Annotated in this window: 23 protein-coding genes and 1 other RNA gene; 5 read left to right on the top strand and 19 right to left on the bottom strand. The window is 38.4% G+C overall.

Annotated features, from left to right (window positions below; genetic code table 11):
* Nucleotides 1-5: 5 nt before the first annotated feature.
* The 11 genes from holB to ffs form a co-directional block, all read right to left on the bottom strand.
* Entirely contained in the window at nucleotides 6-998 is a 993-nt protein-coding gene (holB, locus tag EDC24_RS11965) for a DNA polymerase III subunit delta' (RefSeq protein ID WP_124222911.1), read from the bottom strand.
* A gap of 20 nt (nucleotides 999-1,018) precedes the next feature.
* Nucleotides 1,019-1,459 carry a YaaR family protein gene (locus EDC24_RS11960; protein WP_124222909.1) on the bottom strand — a complete coding sequence of 147 codons (441 nt, stop codon included), beginning with the start codon at nucleotides 1,457-1,459 and terminating at the stop codon, nucleotides 1,019-1,021.
* A gap of 28 nt (nucleotides 1,460-1,487) precedes the next feature.
* Nucleotides 1,488-1,817 (bottom strand): cyclic-di-AMP receptor, encoded by a 330-nt coding sequence (locus EDC24_RS11955; RefSeq protein ID WP_124222907.1) that lies wholly within the window; start codon nucleotides 1,815-1,817, stop codon nucleotides 1,488-1,490.
* Nucleotides 1,818-1,894: 77 nt separating this feature from the next.
* On the bottom strand, nucleotides 1,895-2,521 hold the full coding sequence (gene tmk / locus EDC24_RS11950; protein ID WP_124222905.1) for a dTMP kinase: 627 nt from the start codon (nucleotides 2,519-2,521) through the stop codon (nucleotides 1,895-1,897).
* Between the two features lie 12 nt (nucleotides 2,522-2,533).
* Nucleotides 2,534-3,949, bottom strand: coding sequence for an aminotransferase class I/II-fold pyridoxal phosphate-dependent enzyme (locus EDC24_RS11945; RefSeq protein ID WP_124222903.1), 1,416 nt, complete (start codon nucleotides 3,947-3,949; stop codon nucleotides 2,534-2,536).
* 66 nt (nucleotides 3,950-4,015) lie between these two features.
* On the bottom strand, nucleotides 4,016-4,207 hold the full coding sequence (locus EDC24_RS11940) for a sigma factor G inhibitor Gin (RefSeq protein WP_245998154.1): 192 nt from the start codon (nucleotides 4,205-4,207) through the stop codon (nucleotides 4,016-4,018).
* 135 nt (nucleotides 4,208-4,342) lie between these two features.
* A complete protein-coding gene (locus EDC24_RS11935; RefSeq protein ID WP_124222901.1) occupies nucleotides 4,343-4,609 on the bottom strand; it encodes a pro-sigmaK processing inhibitor BofA family protein in 267 nt (88 codons plus the stop codon).
* A gap of 78 nt (nucleotides 4,610-4,687) precedes the next feature.
* Nucleotides 4,688-5,284, bottom strand: a complete 597-nt coding sequence (gene recR, locus EDC24_RS11930) for a recombination mediator RecR (protein WP_124222899.1) — start codon at nucleotides 5,282-5,284, stop codon at nucleotides 4,688-4,690.
* A 12-nt stretch (nucleotides 5,285-5,296) separates the two neighbouring features.
* Nucleotides 5,297-5,614: a YbaB/EbfC family nucleoid-associated protein gene (locus tag EDC24_RS11925; RefSeq protein WP_124222897.1), complete on the bottom strand. Its 318-nt coding sequence runs from the start codon at nucleotides 5,612-5,614 to the stop codon at nucleotides 5,297-5,299.
* Nucleotides 5,615-5,644: 30 nt separating this feature from the next.
* Nucleotides 5,645-7,345, bottom strand: coding sequence for a DNA polymerase III subunit gamma/tau (dnaX, locus tag EDC24_RS11920; RefSeq protein ID WP_124222895.1), 1,701 nt, complete (start codon nucleotides 7,343-7,345; stop codon nucleotides 5,645-5,647).
* Nucleotides 7,346-7,477: 132 nt separating this feature from the next.
* Nucleotides 7,478-7,745, bottom strand: an RNA gene (gene ffs, locus EDC24_RS11915) — signal recognition particle sRNA large type.
* A gap of 251 nt (nucleotides 7,746-7,996) precedes the next feature.
* Between ffs and EDC24_RS11910 the strand changes: the two genes are divergently transcribed.
* Nucleotides 7,997-9,649, top strand: coding sequence for a BCCT family transporter (locus EDC24_RS11910; protein ID WP_124222893.1), 1,653 nt, complete (start codon nucleotides 7,997-7,999; stop codon nucleotides 9,647-9,649).
* Nucleotides 9,650-9,689: 40 nt separating this feature from the next.
* On the opposite strand, the gene tadA is transcribed toward EDC24_RS11910, so the two are convergent.
* Nucleotides 9,690-10,139 carry a tRNA adenosine(34) deaminase TadA gene (gene tadA, locus EDC24_RS11905; RefSeq protein WP_124222891.1) on the bottom strand — a complete coding sequence of 150 codons (450 nt, stop codon included), beginning with the start codon at nucleotides 10,137-10,139 and terminating at the stop codon, nucleotides 9,690-9,692.
* A gap of 106 nt (nucleotides 10,140-10,245) precedes the next feature.
* Between tadA and EDC24_RS11900 the strand changes: the two genes are divergently transcribed.
* Complete coding sequence (locus EDC24_RS11900) at nucleotides 10,246-11,529, top strand: glycoside hydrolase family 18 protein (protein ID WP_124222889.1); 1,284 nt, start codon at nucleotides 10,246-10,248, stop codon at nucleotides 11,527-11,529.
* 44 nt (nucleotides 11,530-11,573) lie between these two features.
* Here EDC24_RS11900 and EDC24_RS11895 read toward each other — a convergent pair whose 3' ends face one another.
* The 6 genes from EDC24_RS11895 to acsA all read right to left on the bottom strand — a co-directional run bounded on the left by EDC24_RS11895 (nucleotide 11,574) and on the right by acsA (nucleotide 18,466).
* Nucleotides 11,574-12,329, bottom strand: coding sequence for a DUF3891 family protein (locus EDC24_RS11895; protein WP_170158576.1), 756 nt, complete (start codon nucleotides 12,327-12,329; stop codon nucleotides 11,574-11,576).
* Nucleotides 12,330-12,429: 100 nt separating this feature from the next.
* Complete coding sequence (locus EDC24_RS11890; RefSeq protein WP_124222886.1) at nucleotides 12,430-12,948, bottom strand: type 1 glutamine amidotransferase domain-containing protein; 519 nt, start codon at nucleotides 12,946-12,948, stop codon at nucleotides 12,430-12,432.
* Nucleotides 12,949-13,017: 69 nt separating this feature from the next.
* Entirely contained in the window at nucleotides 13,018-14,325 is a 1,308-nt protein-coding gene (locus EDC24_RS11885; RefSeq protein ID WP_124222884.1) for a lysine N(6)-hydroxylase/L-ornithine N(5)-oxygenase family protein, read from the bottom strand.
* A gap of 22 nt (nucleotides 14,326-14,347) precedes the next feature.
* On the bottom strand, nucleotides 14,348-15,673 hold the full coding sequence (locus tag EDC24_RS11880; protein WP_124222882.1) for a purine/pyrimidine permease: 1,326 nt from the start codon (nucleotides 15,671-15,673) through the stop codon (nucleotides 14,348-14,350).
* A 34-nt stretch (nucleotides 15,674-15,707) separates the two neighbouring features.
* Nucleotides 15,708-16,619: a hypothetical protein gene (locus EDC24_RS11875; RefSeq protein ID WP_124222880.1), complete on the bottom strand. Its 912-nt coding sequence runs from the start codon at nucleotides 16,617-16,619 to the stop codon at nucleotides 15,708-15,710.
* 128 nt (nucleotides 16,620-16,747) lie between these two features.
* Nucleotides 16,748-18,466 (bottom strand): acetate--CoA ligase, encoded by a 1,719-nt coding sequence (gene acsA / locus EDC24_RS11870; RefSeq protein WP_124222878.1) that lies wholly within the window; start codon nucleotides 18,464-18,466, stop codon nucleotides 16,748-16,750.
* A 290-nt stretch (nucleotides 18,467-18,756) separates the two neighbouring features.
* Between acsA and EDC24_RS11865 the strand changes: the two genes are divergently transcribed.
* From EDC24_RS11865 to EDC24_RS11855, 3 genes are read left to right on the top strand one after another with little or no spacing between them, the layout of a single operon-like run.
* A complete protein-coding gene (locus EDC24_RS11865) occupies nucleotides 18,757-19,707 on the top strand; it encodes a S66 peptidase family protein (RefSeq protein WP_124222876.1) in 951 nt (316 codons plus the stop codon).
* Nucleotides 19,704-20,798, top strand: coding sequence for a dipeptide epimerase (locus EDC24_RS11860; RefSeq protein ID WP_124222874.1), 1,095 nt, complete (start codon nucleotides 19,704-19,706; stop codon nucleotides 20,796-20,798). Before EDC24_RS11865 ends, EDC24_RS11860 begins: the two co-directional genes overlap by 4 nt.
* On the top strand, nucleotides 20,791-21,675 hold the full coding sequence (locus tag EDC24_RS11855; protein ID WP_245998151.1) for a C40 family peptidase: 885 nt from the start codon (nucleotides 20,791-20,793) through the stop codon (nucleotides 21,673-21,675). The genes EDC24_RS11860 and EDC24_RS11855 overlap by 8 nt, the downstream gene beginning before the upstream one ends.
* Here the strand turns inward: EDC24_RS11855 and EDC24_RS11850 are convergent.
* Nucleotides 21,672-22,028: a YidH family protein gene (locus tag EDC24_RS11850; RefSeq protein WP_124222872.1), complete on the bottom strand. Its 357-nt coding sequence runs from the start codon at nucleotides 22,026-22,028 to the stop codon at nucleotides 21,672-21,674. The genes EDC24_RS11855 and EDC24_RS11850 overlap by 4 nt on opposite strands.
* Nucleotides 22,029-22,047 lie beyond the last annotated feature (19 nt).

Genomic DNA, 22,047 nt, shown 5'->3' with positions numbered 1-22,047 from the left:
TCACCTCACCTTTGTAACTGAAGTATTAAGTATTCCATTGCCAATGTCGGATGTACGTTTTGTGCTAGTTTTCGTTTTGTGTTTAAAATTTCATAAATAAGTGTCTTGGCTTCCGACAACGATACGACATAATGGAATTGTTCCAATCGGTCCATTTGATCCGTTAAGACAATGGACTCATTTTTATCAAGATGGAGCGACACCAAATCTTGAAACCAGATTAGTAACAAATCTAACCCGAAATCTAGCTGTTCTCGCCCCTGAAAATGTTTTAAGTACATCTGATGTAAATAAAGATATCCATCTTCACTTGGATTCATGACCTTATCCATTAATTGTATCACTATTTTTCGTGCTTCGGCAAACCAATCATCTTCGTTTAATTCGAGAGATTGTTGGACGTCTAATTTCATCGATGCAAACATATTAGCAGTCGATTCAGGTAATCCTTGATTCAGCAGCTGCTCGTATAATTTCTGGTTCGATAAAGTATGAAACTGAATCCGTTGACACCTTGATACAATCGTATCCAACATTTGACTAATATGTTCCGTTATTAAAATAGCCACCGTCTCACGGCTCGGCTCTTCTAAAAACTTAAGAAGTCGATTTGCTGCATTAATGGTCATCTTTTCCGCTTCACGAACGACATAAACTTTTTTGTTCGATTCAAGACCTGTATACGTGAACTCTTTCTGCAAATACTCAATTTGTTCTTTTTTAATCGATTGCCCCTCCGGTTCAATCCAATGAAGGTCTGGATGATTCCCAGACTCAATTCGTTTACACGTAGGACACGCATTGCATGACTCTGCCGAAGTGTCATGGAGCTCTTCACAAAAATAACGTTTCGCAAACAAAAGACTGGCCTCTTGCTTGCCAGTCCCAGGTGGCCCATGAAATAAATAGGCGTGTGCGATTCGTTGTCTTGTAATACTATTGTTTAACATTTTTACAGCGACTGGTTGGGATTGTTTTAACTCCGTCCACGAGGTCATCTTCGTTCACCCTATCTATATTAAGCCTTTAAATTAAGTAATAAACCTTTGATTTCTCCGATTACACCTAGAACATCAATAGAAGACTTTTGTTCATCTAAGACATCGTCCGTCAGTTGAATTAATTTCTCATCTACTTGTTTGACAAGCATATGCTTTCTATGATCACCATTTAAATTCCAACTTCGAGACTGCTCAAGGTCAAGTCCATATTGAACAGCCTCGTCCACAAACTGTTGAACCATTTTCTTATAGCGTGCCAAATCCTTAAACGACCGGACACGCGCTACTTTTTCGCCTTGAAGCTGTAAGTTATTTAATAACTTATTTAGCTGGGCTTCCTGCATCTTATGCTTTTCTTGGCTCACGGCATGTTGAAAAGAATTAGCTTTCCCGTTATTCGATTGTGCGTTTGTTTTGGTTGGGTCAACTTGAGTTTTTAAATCTTGACTAATTTTCATCTGCCGTGCACCTCGCTTTAGTTAGATCTTAGAAATGATGAAAAGCTTCGACTGGTAAAACAAAGACTGTCGCACCGCCAACTTCAACTTTAACTGGCTTCGGAATATAAGAATCCGCATTACCACCCATTGGTGAGATTGGAGCTACCATTTGTTCACGTTTACTACAATTATCCTGGATGATTTCTAAGCAAGGGTCTACCTCTTCATCGTCAACACCAATCATCAACGTTGTATTTCCTTCCTTTAGAAAACCTCCACTGGATGCTAATTTCGTAGTCTTAAAATCATGTTCAGTTAAAGCATCCTGTAAACGTGTGACATCTTTATCTTGTACGACTGCAAGGATTAGTTTCATCCTTTTCCTCCTTCAAACGTTCTTTAATACTATTATAACAAGTTGTCAGAAGATTTAGCAGTATTTTAATCAGGAAATTACGATAAATATGATTGAACTAAATCTAAGCACTCCTGTTGAACATCTTCTTGTGGCTTCTCAGCACTGATTGTTCGGATGCGATCTGGAAACCTGTTTTTAAGCATTTGATAAGCATCTGCTACTTTTCTATGAAAATTGATGTTCTCTAAATCCAATCGATTTTGCTCGCGACCTTTATGGTCATCAATCCGTCTTAAGCCGACTTCTGGATCTAATTCAAATAATACTGTTACATCTGGCATGCAATTTTCAATCGCAAATTCATTAACTTGATAAACTTCATCAATGCCCAAACCGCGCGCATACCCTTGGTAAGCCAAACTACTGTCAATAAAACGGTCACACAAAACAATTTTCCCTTCATTTAAGGCCGGGATTACCCGCTCCACTAAATGCTGTCTCCTCGCTGCAGCATAAAGCAAAGCTTCTGTTCGACCATCCATTGCCGTATGTTCAGGATTTAATATAACCTCGCGAATTTTCTCAGAAATTTCAATGCCTCCGGGTTCACGAGTATGTATGACATCATAACCCTGCCGATGAAGTTCTTCGTAAATATAGTTTAGAACAGTCGTCTTACCTGCTCCCTCCACACCTTCAAACGTAATAAATCGTCCACTCAATGCGATAACTCCTCACTCGATATAAATTTCAATTCCTTCTTTTAAATTTCTACCATTATATTGAATTGATGCATGATATTTTTGAGCTTGTTCAATAGCCTTAAGGTGATCTTCCTCAATACGTTCACCTTTTATTAATACTGGAATACCAGGTGGGTAAGGGGTTATCGATTGGGCTGCTAGTTTTCCAACCGCTTCTTCCCATGTTGCCCACGAAGTTTTAAAACGCTTTAAGTCTTGATAACTATATTCTAATGATTGCTTACTTAAGATTTTAACACTTGTCATTGTATCATGTTTATCTATGGTTTCGATTAGTAAAAGTGAATCTTTTAATGAAAGAATCCAATCCAAATTTGGCTTTTTCAACCTAAGCCCCACCATCAAAAGTAATTGATGCTGTTCGACCATCTCTGGAAAAACCCTATGATCATGTAAAGCTTTCTCTACTTGTTTTATATGATTTGGAGTAGAACTCAAGGTGATTTTTAATGGGTCATCAACACCTTTTAAAATTGGCATCACTTTAACACTAGGAAGGTTATTTAATGCCTCCCTGATGGACTCGATATGTTTAACAACCGTCTTAAAATCATCTCCTGACAGTTCACTAACATATTGTCTAGCTAAATCTAAGGATGCCATGATTGGATACGATGGACTACTTGATTGCAACATTTGCAGGAAATGTTTAACTGTTTCATATGAAACATGCTCGTTATTCATATGTAAAAAGGACCCCATTGTCATCGCAGGGAGCGTCTTATGCGCTGAATGAACGACCAGGTCAGCCCCTAATTCTAATGCCGATTGAGGAAATTGATCCGATAATGGAAAGTGAGCTCCGTGCGCTTCGTCCACTAAAACAGCCATTCCAACTTGATGCGCTTTTGAAATAATTGGTTCTATTTCATACGTTGTTCCAAAATAATCAGGATATGATAAAAAAACCGCCTTTGCATGAGGATGATTTTCGATGACGTTAGCCACAACGTCTGAATCAAGATAGGAAAACCGCTCTGTTCGCTCATCATAGTTTGGCGATACAAAAATCGGTTTTGCTCCAGCTAGCTCTAAAGCATTAAACACCGATTTATGGCTATTGCGTTGAACAATAATCTCATCACCTGGCTGACACACACTCATCACCATAGCCAAATTACCAACTGTCGACCCATTCACTAAGAAAAAAGTATATTGTGTTTGATACAACTCAGATGCGAGTTGCTCTGCCTGCAAAATAACCCCCTCTGGTTGATGGAGGTCATCTAAATGAGGTAATTCGGTTAAATCATAAGATAATAGGTTTGAAAAACTTGATTCTGAAAAGACCGAACCATTTTTATGCCCAGGTACATGAAATGAAATAGGATTTTGTTGAACATGTTTTCTTAAGGCTTCAAACAATGGCGCTTTTCGTTGATCCATCTATATTCTCCTTAAACTATGTATTGATTTCATTTTATCACACAAAAAAAGAGCGCACTTGACGCTCTAATGAGTTAATAGATTTGAGATATAGCTTCGCTTTAAACGTTCCACATAATATTGGTAGTGCTCATCTCCTGGTTCCGTCTCTAACATTTCTTTCTCACAACTTGTACAAATAAATGAAATTAATAAATAAATGCCTTCTTCTTTCCATTCCTCACAAATTTTACACTGTTTCATAGATTTAGATTGCACTCATCCCACCTCCATCAACTAGGATGGACTAATTAATCTAGTTTTATACTATAAATCTATGAAATTTTCATTGTGAATATAAGGTTTTACGAACATAAATAAAGCCAAGCTGTCTTAGCTTGGCGTCGTAACTTTTTAAGGAATGATGAGGAAATGTATGAGCACTAGGGCCCCTACCCCAAATAAACCAAGAAATCCTGCAATTGCAGATGTAATTAAGTTAATCGGAATGTGTAATCCAAACATCGAACCAAAAACATTAGCAAAAAAGATAAATAATGCCCCAATAACAAGTTTAATGACTCCTACAGATGTTAACTTCATAATCTTTAACGGTGGGCCAAAGAATAGTAACAATACTAACACAGCCACAAAAGCTAAAATGACGACTAATGGATCCATACTAGAATCTCCTTTCGCTTGTCCTACTTTACCCTATGCATTTAATAGTTAAAGTAGAACTAAGAAAAAAGAGATTTTCTATAAATCACGTCGACCCTCTAATGCCTTAGATAATGTCACTTCATCCGCATACTCTAAATCACCGCCAACAGGAAGACCGTGGGCAATGCGCGAGATTTTTATACCGGATGGTTTAACTAAACGCGATATATACATCGCTGTTGCCTCACCTTCGACATTTGGGTTCGTTGCTAGGATTAGTTCTTCTACTTCTTCATCTTTTAATCGTTCGATTAGCGATGGCACATTAATATCTTCAGGACCAATGCCGTCCATCGGTGAAATGGCACCATGAAGGACATGATACTTCCCTTGATAGTCTTTCATTTTCTCCATCGCAATAACGTCCTTAGGGTCTTGAACCACACAAATGACCGTGCCGTCTCGTTCCTGATCTTCGCATATACGACAAGGGTCTTTATCGGTTATGTGACCACAAACACTACAGTGCGTTAGCTCACGCTTAGCGTTTGCTAAGTTCTTCGCAAAATCTAGCACGTCATCTTCTTTCATATTCAGCACAAAAAAAGCCAGGCGCACTGCCGTTTTTGGCCCTATTCCTGGCAATTTTGTAAAACTGTCTACCAGTTTGGAGATCGGTTCTGGATAGTACATGATGCAAGCCTCCTAGAAACCTGGTATATTCATCCCTTGCGTGAATTTACCCATTTTATCATTCGTCGTTTGGTCTACTTGACCAAGTACATCATTTGTCGCTGCAAGGATTAAATCTTGTAGCATATCAACATCATCTGGGTCGACGACTTCTTCATTAATTTCAACGTCTGTAATTTCTTTCTTTCCATTAGCAACTACTTTCACCATGCCACCGCCGGCTGTTGCTTCAAACGTCATTTCATGAAGCTCTTCTTGAGCCTTCATCATTTTCTTTTGCATCTTTTGCATTTCTTTCATCATATTATTCATGTTACCCATGCCTTTCATTGTGCATCCTCCTCTTATTAGTCAAAATAATTACTCTTTAATTTCTAACAATTCATCGCCAACTAATTTTCTCGCCTCAGATACTAATGGTTCTTCTTCCTGTTTAGCTTCTTCTTCTTGTTCTTGAGAACCTTCATCAGACGACTCTTGTTGATTTAAGAAATCTTCCCGAATGGATTGCCACTCACTATCAGGGATTGGAATGATCGTTAATTTAGTACCAATATATTCAGCTAAAGCTGTTTCGATCATCTCCTGGTTTTCTAAAACTAGGGAACAATGAATTTCATATTTAAATGATAAAATTAATGATTTTGGCGAAGCTGCTCTAGGCGTGCTATCTACTAACTTTGCACGAGCAGGTGGACTTGTTTTCTTTAAACCTTCTAAGAAATTTGGCCAGTTCGCCTTAACATTCTTAATATCATCTTTCGTAGCCTCAGCTAGGGTGTAGCGCACTTTCTCATAAGGTATTTTATAACGATTACTTCGTGATTGAGGTGCTTTTCGTTTCGGTTGATCGTCTTGATTTTGAGTCGGAACACCTTGTTGTTTTAACTGATTCAACTCTTTTTCAAGTTGAGCTATTTGCTGAACCAATTCATGAGACACAGAAGCCTGACCTTCTGTATGGTCTTGTTGGTCTTGAATCTCTTGTATATTAAGTAAAGCTATTTCTAATAACACCTTCGGACTATTGGTCCATTTCATATCTTGTTGCGTTTCATTTAAGATATCAATGGCTTTTTCAAGCCAATGACTTGTTAGATTTTGTGCCACTTCCTTAAAATGCTCATCCGGAATCGCCCGAACAAGAGTATCTTCCATGTTTTCTGAACTGGAATACATATATAAATCACGTAAGAAATGGATGAAATCAAACACAAATCGATTTGGGTCTTTACCCTCTAACATGCTTTCTTCTAGATCGTTCAGTGCTTCTTTAACTTCGCCATTTCTCAGTGCTTCAACCATCTTTAATAATCTTTCCTGAGGAATCGAACCTGTAACAGCTAATACATCTTCCATTTCAATTTTGGCATCATCACTATACGCAATCGTCTGATCTAATAAGCTTAGCGCATCACGCATACCGCCTTCAGCTGTTAAAGACACGTGAATTAATGCATGTTCGTCATACTCAATGTTTTCCTCATCTAAAATATGTTTAATCCGATCGACGATAATTTGGTGCGTAATACGTTTAAAATCAAACCGCTGACAACGTGAGATAATCGTTAATGGGATTTTATGAGGCTCCGTTGTTGCTAATATAAAAATAACATGCCTCGGAGGTTCTTCTAACGTTTTAAGAAGGGCGTTAAAAGCACCTTGGGACAACATATGAACCTCATCTATAATATAAACCTTATAATCCACAGCACTCGGTGCATACTTCACTTTATCACGAATCTCTCGGATGTCATCTACACCATTGTTAGACGCCGCGTCAATTTCGATAATATCTGAAATAGACCCATCCTGAATGCCAAGACAAGCATCACATTCACCACATGGCTCTTTTACAGGAGCATGTTTACAGTTAATCGCTTTAGCAAAAATTTTAGCCGCACTTGTTTTCCCCGTCCCGCGAGGCCCTGAGAATAAATAAGCATGGGCGACTTTTTGTTGTTCCATTGCATTTTGCAAAGTTCGTGTAATATGTACTTGTCCAACGACATCCTCAAACTTTTGCGGACGCCATACTCGGTACAATGCTTGATAGGCCATGGACACACTTCTCCTTTTGGTTTTCTTCTCTATTATAACCGATTCAGAAGTGGGATTTCAAAACTAATTATGTAAGATCATGACTTGGATTGAATGAGAGAGAAGTAATTAGGGGTTGGGGAAATATGTAAACTGCGCACCTACCCTCGATGAAGTGATTCATAAGCGGTACGTAAGTTCACAGCTCGGTCTAGGTTGCCCTACGACACACCGGAATGACCGCTTACTGCTGCTTCCTTCCGGACCTGACAGGGTTCACGGGTTCCCGTTGCATAGGACCCAAACGTCAACACTGCTTACTTACGGCAGTCCTTAAAATCACTTCACCTCAGATAGGATTTCAGCCCCACTATAGCGGATTGTGGGTTACAGGGCACCGCTACCTCCCCACCTAGCACAGCAATTACAAGTATACGAGGTTTTTTTCTAAAATGCAATAATTGAATCATTCCATATTCTGTAACTTATTTAAATGTTTATTTAACCCTTAATAGGGTAAGTGACTTATGTATGTCAAACTTTAACTTGAAATCATCATCAATATTCGTTACATTGGCTTATGGCTTGTTTTTTGGAGAGCTGGCTTATGATGTTCAATTTAGTTAATCACAAATTGTCCGAATAAAAACAATATACGAAAGGGAGAGTGTTATGAAGGATCAAAGAAAGGGGATTCAGACTTTTGGTAAAGCTGTCAAAACCCCTGCGTTCGTTGGATCTTTAATTATAGCAGGTATATTTCTTATTTTTGGTACCATTTGGAACTCTACATTTAGTAAGTACGTTAATATAACATACGATTGGATTGTAGCAAACTTGGGGTGGTCATTCATCTTAGGTGCAACAGCCTTCTTAATTGTTGCCATTTACTTAATGATTAGTCCACTCGGCGAAATCAAGCTAGGTGATGATGATGAAAACCCAGCTTACTCAACTCCTGCTTGGTTTGCGATGTTATTCAGTGCTGGTATGGGAATCGGACTATTATTCTGGGGTGTTTCAGAGCCAGTATCTCACTTTATGACTCCTCCAGTTGGAGACGCTGAAACAGCTGGAGCCGTTCACACCGCAATGCAATATTCCTTTTTCCATTGGGGATTACACCCGTGGGCCATTTATGCAGTCGTAGCTGCAGCATTAGCCTATTTCTCATATCGTAAAAACTTACCGATGTTATTAAGCTCAACTTTAGAACCTTTACTTGGTCGAGATAATTTATTCGGTTTTTGGGGTAACACGGTTAATATTATTGGTGTTATTTCAACACTTTTTGGTATTTCGACTTCACTAGGTTTAGGCGTTATGCAAATCGGTGGAGGGTTTGAAATATTATTCGGTATACCAAATAATACAGGTCTTTGGTTAATAATTATCGTTGTTATAACTGGCTTAGCTATTATTTCGACAACTTCAGGTATAGATAAAGGGATTAAATGGTTAAGTCAAGGTAACTTAGGTGTTGCCGGGTTATTAATGTTGTTTGTGTTAGTTTTAGGCCCAACTTTATTCATCCTAGAATTATTCACACATTCAACAGGGTCTTACATTCAAAACTTCTTTAACATGTCTCTAGGTATGGATGCTGCTGGTGAACATGCTGAAGACTGGTATGATGGATGGACCATCTTCTATTGGGCTTGGTGGATTGCATGGGCTCCATTCGTTGGTTCATTTATCGCGCGTGTATCTAGAGGACGTACAATTCGTAGCTTTACAGTTGGTGTTTTATTAGTTCCGACCGCTGTAAGTATGGTTTGGTTCAGTATCTTCGGTGGTGCTGGTCTATTTAACCAATTCCTTGGTGATGGTGGTATCTATAATGCAATGTTGAATCAGGATGGAACAATTGACGAAGCGAAAGGGTTCTTCGCTATGCTAGAAATGTTCCCATTCTCTGAGGTACTAATTGTGATTGCGATGATTTCATTAACCATCTTCTTCATTACATCTTCTGACTCCGGTACTTATGTAATCGGAATGTTTACGTCAAGAGGTAATGAGAACCCACCACTTGGATTACGCATCATCTGGGGTCTTATTGAAGGTGGATTCGCAGCTGTTCTATTAATGGCTGGCGGTTTAGCGGCTCTACAAACTGCATCCATTATTGGAGGCTTCCCATTCATGATCATAATGTTCATCATGATTTACTGCCTCATTTGGTCGCTGCGTAAAGAAGTACGCGATGGGTCTTTGCCTCAGGAACGTGCTAGAATCTATGCCGCTTTAGAAGATTTACGAGAAGAAAAGAAAATTCGTAAAGGTATCATTCAAGAACAAAATCCTAATAATAAGGACCAATAGAACCTCATAATAAAAGCTCCCACCAATGTTGGTGGGAGCTTTACTTTTGCCTTAACCGTTTGAAGAAGTCTTTCAACAATTTGGCACATTGATCTTCTAATACACCTCTAATAACAGATGCCTGGTGATTAAATCGTGATTCATCTAACAAATTCAATAATGTTCCTGCACAACCTGCCTTGGGGTCACTTGCGCCATATACAACTTCTGGTATTCGTGATTGGACGATAGCACCAGCACACATCGGACATGGTTCAAGCGTGACATACAGCGTACAATCTTCTAATCGCCAGCTTCCTACAACTTGATTAGCCTCTTGAATGGCTAACATTTCCGCATGGGAATCACTCTTTTGCGAGGTCTCACGTTGATTAAACCCTCTAGCTATGATTTCCCCATTTAAAACAATCACAGCCCCTATTGGCACTTCATTCATTTCTTCAGCTTTTTTAGCTTCTAAAATAGCTTCGTTCATAAACTCCTCATGCATAACAGTCACCTCTTATCACCTGTATCATACCATAATTATGGAGGCATAAGCCTAATACACCTTACATATGGTGTATATAGGAGATTTTAGAAAGGAGTGCACATCATTGATTATCCACACCGTACAACAAGGCGATTCCGTTTACTCTATTGCCAATCAATATCAAACAACTATTGACGAACTCGTTCAAATTAATGGCTTAGATCGTCCAGAAGATCTCGTCATCGGGCAAACTCTAGTAATTCCAACCAACACATATACCGTTCAAAGCGGAGATAGTTTATACCAGATCGCCAATCGTTTTGGAGTTACGTATCAAGAACTTGCACAATTCAATAACCTCAACATTAACACACCACTACAAATAGGTCAGGTGCTTCAAATACCACAGCCGTCAAAAACGGATATCACCAGTAACGCTTATATTGAACCAATCGGAGATACCGTTAGTCAACAACTTCAACAGTCAGCAAGAGCCAGGTCACCTTATTTAACGTACCTTGCCCCGTTCAGCTATGAGATCAATCGTGACGGTTCAATCGTACGACCGCCTTTAGATGATTTTGCGTCCATTGCGGCAGAAAACAATACCGCTTTGATGCTTGTCGTGACAAATATTGAAGATGGAGAGTTCAGTGAAGAACTTGGCCGATTAATTATGACGGATGAAAACGTTCAAAACAGATTACTTGATGAAATTATTCAAGAAGCTAACGAAATCGGTTACCAAGATGTTCATTTTGACTTTGAATTTTTACCGTCTGACACACGTGAAAACTATAATCAGTTTCTACGAAAAGCAAAGGAACGTTTAAGTGCTGAAAATTTAATGTTATCTACTGCGCTTGCTCCTAAAACAAGTGCTGAGCAGACAGGTCAGTGGTACGAAGCACATGATTATCAAGCCCATGGTGAAATTGTTGATTTTGTTGTGTTGATGACATATGAATGGGGTTATAGTTACGGGCCACCAATGGCGGTATCCCCAATTGAGCCCGTGCGTGGTGTCGTCGAATACGCATTAACTGAAATGCCAGCAAATAAAATTTTATTAGGGCAAAACCTTTATGGCTACGACTGGACACTTCCATTTGAAGAAGGTGGTGACCCGGCAGAAGCTCTAAGTCCAAATCAGGCTATTCAGCGAGCAAGGGAAAACAATCAATCGATTGAATTTGACGAAGAAGCCCAAGCACCGTTTTATAACTACTGGGATGAAAACGGTAATCAGCATGAAGTATGGTTTGAAGATGCACGGTCAATTAAGGCCAAATTTGATCTAATCCGTGAGTACGGGCTGCGTGGCATAAGTTACTGGAAATTAGGTCTCGCATTCCCTCAAAATTGGTATATGTTAAACGACCAGTTCAACATCCGTAAAATAAGTTAAAAAAGTGTCCCATCGTCATGTTGAATGACTTTGGGACACTCCTATTAAACACGATTAATGAACACCTTTCGCTCTTTCCATTCCGCTTGGTTATATGATTTAATTAAACCTTGATCCTCAACCTCTTCCTTCGTAAGCTCACGGTACGGAACCGTCACTTGAAAAGACTCGTTAAACGGAAACGGTTCTACTAAGATTTCATGTTCATTTTTCCAGTGTGCCTGTATTTTTTGACCAAGGTGATTAAAATCTTGCCTAAATCCATCCTTAAACATAAAGTGTTCATCTTCTTTTGGAACACCCGGTTTATTGAGACAAATGTATAATGATAAGTCATCACAAAACTGCAGAAGTTTGTAATGATAATCGATATCCTGCTTATTCAAAAGATGTTCTTCCAATTTATATTGCCTGTCAATTTCCCGGGAAATGAAACGAGAAATATCTGGATCTGTCGAATTTTGGTTAAAGAAAGACAGGAAATGTAGGCTGTTTAAGTAGCCTGCATAGGCTGACATGTCCTCAACTTCATTTATTCCCCGAGCATAAGCTTCTATCTTAGGCTTCATTGGGTAATCCATAAATGAGTGTGGCATCCCCTTTTCATCATTCCAAAGGGGTTCTTGATCTAAAGGAATCCAAGCCCGGTCATGCTCCTCAATCGCTAATTTTATAGAGGGATAACAGGTATCTTTATGCAATTCAGAATCGTTCCAATAAGGGACAAATTGACCGCTTAATTTAGAGTGATTATACTGTGTGAAAAGTTGAAATCGTTCGTGATGATTCGAAACAATCATTCTCATCATCCTTTTATGTGATAATAGTTATTATATTACCATGTAGATTAATTCATGAAAATAAAAGGCCCAAACACATTGGTTTGAGCCTTAACGATTATTATTTTTCTAACACTCGTAGTGTTTCTTTATTAAAGGCTGGTAGATCATCTGGTGTTCGACTTGTAATTAATTGGTCGTGACATGAGACCACTTCTTGATCTTTATAATTTACACCGGCGTTTTCCATATCAACCTGTATGGATTTAAACCCTGTCGCCATTCTGCCATCTAATGTTTTGGCTGTAATTAACAACTGTGGTCCATGGCAAATCGCAAAAACCGGTTTATCTTCTTCCATGAAGTGTTTGGCAAACCAAACAAAGCGTTCATCCGCACGTAATATATCAGGTGAAAATCCACCTGGAATAAATAATGCATCAAATTCTTCTGGCTGAACTTCATCTATACTTGCATCAATCTCGACATCCGCTTCACCTTGTTTTCCAGTAACAACTTTTCCTTTTTCCTTTTCAATCGTAATGACTTGATGCCCTGCTTCTCGGTAAGCGTTGGCAGGTTCTGTGTACTCACTATCTTCAAACATATCTGTTAATAAGCATGCGATTTTTTTACTCATGAAGAACGCCTCCTTTAATGAATCGTCTTACATAATTAAACATTCCCTTTGCACAAATCTTTAAACACACTATGATTTCATAGAAAATTGTTGAAAGATCTGTTTGCGATTGGTATTAAAGCGTTCCTCGCCTATTAAGTCATTTATAATCTCCATATTTCGCTGTACAGCTAAACCTAAATTAGTCGCTGCCGTTCCATGAGAATGCTCGAGGTTCGTTACGACATAAAACTTATTTTCCTTTGGTTCTTTAAACGTCAATTCATAGTTTCGTTTTACTTTAAATAACTTTTCGTCTTCCCACTCAATCTCATCTTTAAAACGCGATAAAAACCAGTCAGGAATATTCGGTTTATAGCCTGTTGCTAAAATGACCTTTTCTGTTTGATAATCAAAGTTCTCTTCTTTTTGCCATTGATGGCACTTAAGAGTATAGCCTTCGTCAGCTTTTTCGATCTGTCGAACCTCTGTTAATGGCTGAATCGTCACACGTGGGTCTTCTCCACCCACAGAATAATGATACAGCATATCATAAATCCCATTTAATGTACTGTAATCAATTCCATTTCGAAGTGGATCCAAAGTTTCTAAAGCTTCTTTGCGCTTTTCTAATGGCAGATTGTGAAAGTAATTCACATAATCAGGCGCAAAAAACTCTTGCCCAACCTTGGCCGCTTCTAATTGAAAAATCCCTTCGGACCTAGTTAACCACGTCAAATGAAATTCTTGGTCTTCACGTTCTTCTAATAAATCATAGAAAATCTCAGCAGCACTCTGACCCGAGCCAACAATAGTGATGTGATCAGATTTTTTAAGAGCTTCTTTTTCATACAAATAACGACTCGTATGAAGGATATCTTCATTCGGAAACCCTTGCATACTATCTAAGATTAATGGCTCACTCCCCGTCGCCATGACGACATGTTTTGCATAATAAGATTCTGTTTTATGCGTATCGGTGTCTAATATCACTAATTCGTAATAAGGTTCCGGTTCGTCATGCTCCACCACATCAACAACTTCTTTTCCGAAATAGAGTCCACTGATTTGATCCGTTGCCCACTGAAGATAATCATTGTATTCATTTCGTGGGATTTCAAGTTTTTGAAAAAAGAAAAATTTATATAGTCGATCAAAATGTTTTAAGTAGTTTAAATAACTATAATGACTCGTTGGATCAGCAAACGTCACTAAGTCTGCCATGAATGGCACTTGAAGGTCAGCACCTTCAATCAACATCCCTGGATGCCACTCCATTTTCGGCGTCTGATCAAAGAAGATCCGATCGATGTCTTTCATGTCTTCTGTTAAAGCCGCCAAACTTAAGTTATATGGCCCAATCCCAATTCCGATAAAATCGTATATCTTCTGATCCAAACCCATCACCCTCTTTACAAACTTATTCCTTATTATGTGCGGTTCCTGAATTTCTATCTTGATTTTTCCATAATTGTTCTAATAACACAGCCAATACGGTACCCACTAATAAACCATTACTAATCACTTGTCTTAACGTTCCTGGAAGCTGTGAAAATGCTTCTGAAGGAATAAACATTAAGCCTGACCCTAATAGTAATGAAATTGTGATGATAGATAACCTGCGATGATCTAAACCATCAGCAAATAAGTTACGTAATCCTAATCCCATCAGTTGAACAAATGTTGCAAGAAGCGCAGCATTCGCAATTGGCGATGGTATTCCAGCCAAGAACGCAATAATAGGCGGGAAAAAGGCTACGATTACAAGTAATAATGAAGCCCACATAAACGGACTTTTCCTTTTCTCACCTGTTAACTGAATAAATCCGGCAGAGGATGCTAATGGTACAACGGCAACGCCTGAGAATACACCTGAAATACCATGGTTCATCCCAAGCATAAAGGTGCCACGATTCATTTGAGAAATTGAAAAGCGCGAATGACCATCAATCACTTCGGTTGCTGCTGAAAGTGATGCCACAACGTTCGATAATAAAATCAATGCTGTTAACACAGCTACAGGTACAACACTCCAGTCAAATTTTGGCGTTCCCCAAGCAAACCATTCAGGCATCGAGATCCACTGACTGGTCGTCACATTTTCAGGTATATCAATGAATAGTGCGTATAATAGCCACCCTATACCGATTCCTAATAAAACAGCGTAGCTTTTAACCCAGCCACTGAAAAAATTAGAAAACCACAAGACGGAAGTAAACGTTAACAAAGCAACGAGGAACCCATCCATTTGGGCAACCTTAACATCTTCAGATAACCCAAACATTCCTTGAAGAAAAGTTCCACTTAGCTGAAATGTGAGTAATGTAAGAAAAACGCCCGTCACTAACGGTGTAAAATATGATATAACTTTACCTGCTACTTTAAATACCCCAAATATCATTAATAAAACACCAGTTAAGATCATAGCCATCTCAAGAAGTCTCAAAGCTTCAACTCCAGCAGACCCTGCAGTTCCTATACTAGCCGCAAACACCGCAAACGTGCTCACCCAAAGCCCAGCTGGTCCGTCAACTATAGGTAGCTTATGACCTAACCAGCCTTGCAAGAAACAGGCTATACCAATTATAAAGAACGTTCGCTGCATAAGAAGTGTAATTTCCATAACATCCATATGAAAAATAGAACCAATGACGATTGGAATTGCAACGGCATTCGCTAATAAAAATATAAACCATTGTAAAATTGATAACATATGATCACTGCTTTCTTTCTTGTTGTTTAACATACTAAAACACCCTTAATTTAAAGGGTGTTCTAAATTATAGACCTTTTTCTTGTTCTTCGGTTCCAGTTGGATAAACATTGAACGACTCTTGATAATTCAAATAACGCTCATATGCTTGGTCATAATTATCCATCATTTTATCATAGTATTCATTAGAATAATCAATATAATGTTTCAAATCAGCTTCTTTTGATTCAATGATTTCTAAGTAAATATCATGTTCAGTTGATGAGGCAGTATCCTCAGCCAATTGCTTAAATTCTTCAATTTCCGTTTCCAGTTCTGATATAGTCTGATTCGTCTCAACATACCTTTTTTCACTTAAAACGGCTTCTTTCTCATCGGCAAGGAAATACCCTCTCTTTAACAGACCATATTTGAACTCTTTTTTAGTTTCAGCCAATTCTTCATCAACTTCGAAATCATCTAATTCCTGAACTAATTGATCATTTTGGACTTCAAGTTCTTCAAAAACCAACTTGGCTTCATCTAAATAAACACCATTTTCAAGGTAATCATTAATATGATCTTCTAGTTTTTGGCTTTTTAAATAGACGATATTTAAATTTGTCGCACTACGATTTAATTCATCTAACTTTGATTCAATGGAAGTTAGCCCTAAATCCTCTAGACGTTTCTTTTCTCTTAATAGCACTGTATATTTATTTTCTTGATTAAGGGTATGAAGTGAACTCTCAAACGTATTTTGATCAACAAGAGATTTATAATAATTGATGGTTACATCGATCTCTGCATCCTCTTTAATCAAACCTCTTTCTACCTTCTTTATGTATTCATCACTTGCTTGTTTGATTTCTAGAAAATCTTCGTTGTATTGAGTGGCTAAATGATTTTGTTTGACGTTATACGTAACGGAATAAATAATAGCCATTAGTAGAATTAAACTTATGATATATACGATAAATTTCTGCCTGACTGATGCCACATAATCCCCCTCACTCAAAATGAAAGTTTTACTTATTTTACTATAAATTGGTTTTGTTTGCTATATTCTAAAATTAATATACTTGAGCATAAAAATCCCAACGACTTTAAAGTCGTTGGGATTTTCTATTATTCTTCTAATGTTGACGTATCGCCTTCTGGAAGGCCTAATTCGCGTGCTTTAAGCAAGCGACGCATAATCTTACCACTACGCGTTTTTGGAATAGCTTTCGTGACTGAAATTTCACGAGGTGCGGCGTGAGCGGCTAATCCTGTCTTAACAAACTGACGAATTTCCTCTAGCAATTCATCCGATTCTTCATATCCTTCATTTAAGGAGATGAAAGCTTTAATGATTTCGCCACGTTCTGGGTCAGGCTTACCAATAACACCAGCCTCAGATACCGCTTCGTGCTCGATTAATTTACTTTCAACTTCAAACGGTCCAACACGTTCGCCTGAAGTGTTAATGACATCATCTAAACGCCCTTGGAACCAGAAGTAGCCATCTTCATCACGGTAGGCACTATCTCCTGAAACATACCAACCATTTAAGAAGTAGCTTTCAAACTTCTCAGGGCGTTTCCAAATTGCGCGCATCATCGATGGCCAACCTTTTTTAATCGCAAGGTTCCCCATACGATTTGGCGGTAGTTCATTACCTTGATCGTCTACAATGGATGCTTCAATACCTGGGATCGGTTTACCCATTGAACCAGGACGAATGTCCATAGTTGGATAGTTACAAATTAATTGCGCACCCGTCTCTGTCATCCACCATGTATCATGAATGCGAAGATCGAACGCATCTAAGCCCCAGTAAACAACCTCAGGGTTTAACGGTTCACCAACACTTAAAACATGGCGAAGAGAGGATAAATCATGTTTTTTCGGAATTTCTGCACCTGCACTCATTAATTTACGGAAGGCTGTTGGCGCAGAATACCATACCGATACATTGTACTTATCTAAAGCTCCATACCAAGCATCTGGCGTAAAACGTCCACCGACAACAACGTTTGTGACACCAGCTAACCATGGCGCAAAAACACCATAACTCGTTCCTGTTACCCAGCCTGGATCCGCTGTACACCAGTAAACATCTTCTTCTTTTAGATCCAAGACCCATTTGCCTGTTTGATAATGTTGGATCATTGCATTATGCACGTGGTAAACCCCTTTAGGCTTCCCCGTCGAACCTGATGTATAGTGAATGACCATGCCATCTTCTAAATCAACCCACTCGATGTCAAAGTCTTCACTTGCTGAATCCATCTCTTTGAAATAATCAATATACCCATCTTGAATATCGCTAGAGTCACCGACTAACACGACTTTCTTTAAGTCAGGTAATTGATCTTCCGGTACTCGGTGAAGCAAATCAGGCGTTGTAATTAACATAACCGCTTCACTATCTTCTAAACGGTCATGAACCGCTTGCTCCATAAAAGCTTCAAATAATGGACCTGCAATCGCGCCGACTTTTAGAATTCCTAAAAAGCTAGCATAGAACTCAGGCGATCTCGGCATGAATAAAAATACGCGGTCACCTTTCTCAATACCTTGATTTTTCAATACGTTAGCAAACTGGTTACTTTGTTTACTTAGTTCTTCAAAAGTTAATTTTTCTTCACGATCTGGCGATGCATAATGTAGTGCTACCTGATCTTTTTTATTCGGGTTCTCAGCATGACGGTCAACGACTTCGTATGCCATGTTGACTTTTCCTGTTTCGTACCAAGAGAAAGCTTTTTTGGCTTCTTCCCAGTTGAAGTTTTGATAAGTCTGTTCGTAGTTGTCCAAGTTGTGTTTTCCGCTTGATGCCTGTAGTTCTTTTACCTCTGTCATATGATCACCTCAACTATTTATTTTCACCTTGATTACAAGGCTTTTTAAAACTTTGATATATCTCTAAACTCGGCTTAAGTCCAAGCTTAGTATCACTCTTTCACTCAAAAAGTAATTAAAGTTTGAAAATTCTGTTACTGTATATTGTAAATGAGAAAGCGCTTTTTTAAAAGTATTTTGCCATAATAGAATTTTCCAAACTGCTTACATAAAACTCATAAATCCCATAAGGCAGGAATATAAAAAGATAGAGTCATCTTTCTACAACTATATGAACATACTGTGTAATTATGATTAAGGGAGCGGATAATATGTTACCCCAAGCACTTCAACCAGGTGATCAAATCGGAATCGTAGCTCCTGCAAGTCCTCCTAATCTTTCCCATTTAAATTCATCACTAACTTTTTTCAAAAAATTGAACTTAAAAGTTAAATTAGCACCAAACCTCAAATGTGTCGATGGGTATTTGGCAGGCTCTGATGAAGTGCGGATAAGTGATCTGCATATGATGTTTGAAGACCCTGACATAAAAGCAATATTTTGTGCCTGTGGCGGTTATGGCACCAGTCGTCTAGTTTCAAATCTTGATTACAATCTTATATCCCAAAACCCGAAAATATTTTGGGGATATAGCGATATTACCTACCTCCATACAGCTATCAGGCAACAAACTGGCCTTATCACCTTCCACGGCCCTATGCCCGCTTCAGACATTGGAAAATCTAACTTCAACCCTCAATCAGAGCTGTTTTTTAAACAACTTTTTCTACCTACCAATGTGACTTATGATGAATCGATTAGTCCACTTACTGTGATTCATGAAGGCGAAGCAACCGGCGAACTCGTTGGCGGTAATCTATCGCTAATCGTAAGCTCGCTTGGCACACCATATGAAATTAATACCCAAAATAAACTTCTCCTAATCGAAGATGTGGATGAACCACCATACCGGATTGATTCCTACCTATCACAGTTAAAACATGCCGAAAAATTACAAGTAGCTAATGGAATTGTGATTGGTGATTTTCACAACTGTACACCTAAAGACCAACGTCCTTCGTGGTCTTTAACTGAAGTTTTTCAAGATTATTTTCAAGAGATAGGAATTCCTGTTTTAAAAGGTTTTAAAATCGGCCATTGTCAGCCTCATATATCAATTCCGCTTGGCACTAAAGCTATTCTATCAACTCACACCAAATCACTAATAGTGCAACCTGGCGTTAAGGAGGGCCAAGTATGAACATAAAATCCCTAGAGAGTTACAAACATACCGTTCCGTTAAAAAAACCATTTAAAACAGCATTACGGACCGTTATGAATCTAGAGACGATCATCGTCCATATGACACTTGAAGATGGAACAGTTGGCTACGGAGAAGCTGTTCCTACACCAGTCATTACAGGGGAGACAATCGAAAGTATTGAATCTAGTATCCTTCATATCTTAAAACCTCAAATCATTGGCCAGTCTATTACAGAATACGAACAACTTTTTACAAGGTTAAACAAAAGTCTAGTCAACAATACGAGCGCCAAAGCCGCAGTTGATATGGCGATCTATGATTGTGTGAGCCAACTAGCTAACCTTCCATTAATAGAATTTCTCGGAGGAAAGAAAAAATCGATTCGAACCGATTTTACCGTTAGTATTAAGCCCCCTAATGATATGGCACACGATGCCCAACAACTAGTTCAAGATGGATTTCAATCGCTTAAAATTAAAGTAGGGCAAGGCCAAATCCAACAGGATATCGAACGTCTTAAAGCCATTCGGGAGTCAGTTGGAGAACATATCATCTTACGACTAGATGCAAATCAGGGCTGGAATGTAAAAGATGCGATTTACGCTATAAATGAAATGGAAAGGTTAGGGCTTAATATAGAGTTAGTCGAACAACCCGTTATGGCAAACGATCTTAAAGGACTTCAGCAAGTAACTCAACATACCCACACACCCATCATGGCAGATGAAAGTGTTTTCTCATTGTACGATGCTAGACTAGTCTTAGAACAACGAGCAGCGGATTTAATTAACTTGAAATTAATGAAAACTGGTGGCATTCATGAAGCTCTTAAAATTATTCATTTGGCAGAAGCTTTTAATGTGGAGTGTATGATTGGCAGTATGATTGAAACCAAACTCGGCATTACAGCAGCTGCCCATTTAGCCTCTAGTCAACCAAATGTTACGCGCTATGATTTTGATGCACCTCTTATGCTTAAGTACGATTTAATAGAGGGCGGAATTCAGTATCAGCAAGACAAAATCATTTTTTCAAATGACGTCGGTTTAGGCATTAATAATATTAAAAGGGGGAGTCAATTTGTCTGAGTTTATGTGGGTGGTCGATGTGCCAGTCGCAACGATTTGGACCTCACCTCAGTCACCTAGAGACATTGACTACCCTGGTTTAACTAATCCCCTGCACATCGAATTATGGTATAAAATTTTAAACCACAACTTAAGACTTGAATTAAGTGATAAGCAATTAACACAATCACAGGCTTTATTAGGTGAAGAGGTCATCATCGATAATTTTGAAAAGGAATGGGCACACATAATAGCGGTTAATCAACCTACCCGAAAAGACCCAAGAGGTTATCCAGGATGGATTCCCATTCAACAAATCACACAAGTTGAAAAAAATGAGTGGAGAACAAAGCAACAAGTGGTGGTTATAAAACCACAAGCGACGTTGTATAACAAAGACAAACAGCCGCTTATGAAACTGAGCTTTGCCACTACCCTTCCGTTTATTAAAGATTCAATCAATCTAGTAGAAGTTAAACTTCCAAATGCGATAGGTTACTTATCTAAAGATGATGTAACAATTAACCGCGAAAATTTAGATATAATTGACTTGGGGATGCAATTTATAGGACTGCCTTATTTTTGGGGCGGGATGAGTTCCTATGGTTATGATTGCTCTGGCTTTACTTACAGTATACATAAAGCTGCCGGAGTCATAATACCACGGGATGCATCAGATCAAATTAAACAAGGTAAGCGTATATCACTTAAACATATCTCTCAAGGGGATTTATTGTTTTTTCAAAATAAAAAAGGCAACGTACACCACGTTGGATTATATGTAGGAGAGGGGAGAATGCTGCATTCCCCTCATACAGGAAAATCTTTAGAAATTATTAAGATAGATAAAACTAAATACGAACAAGAATTATGTGCGGTTAGAAGGTATTTGGATTAGTAGACTAAAAAGTATAAGAAAAACAATACAATAATAAAAAACGTAAAGATCGAAACCATCCATACCACTCGGTTTGAAGGTTGAAATGTTTGTTCATTAATCTGTTTTTTCTTAATTAAATAACTAATCGTCGCAAATACAATAATAATTAACCCTAATATGACAGAAAATATACCGATTAGTTCAGCAATTTGATCCGATATCATAGACGTGGAATTGGTTGAGAAGTGTATGTTTACAATCAGAAAGCCAATACCAATCATTGCTAAGGCGGTTCTAATCCATGCTAAATACGTTCGTTCATTAGCTAAGTGTTGTTGAATATATTTAGAATCAATGGTCGTCTTAGCCATACAGTTGCACCTTCCTCCT

The organism is Aquisalibacillus elongatus, from assembly GCF_003843875.1.
GTDB lineage: Bacteria > Bacillota > Bacilli > Bacillales > Alkalibacillaceae > Aquisalibacillus > Aquisalibacillus elongatus.
This window is presented reverse-complemented; position numbering and strand designations above follow the sequence as displayed.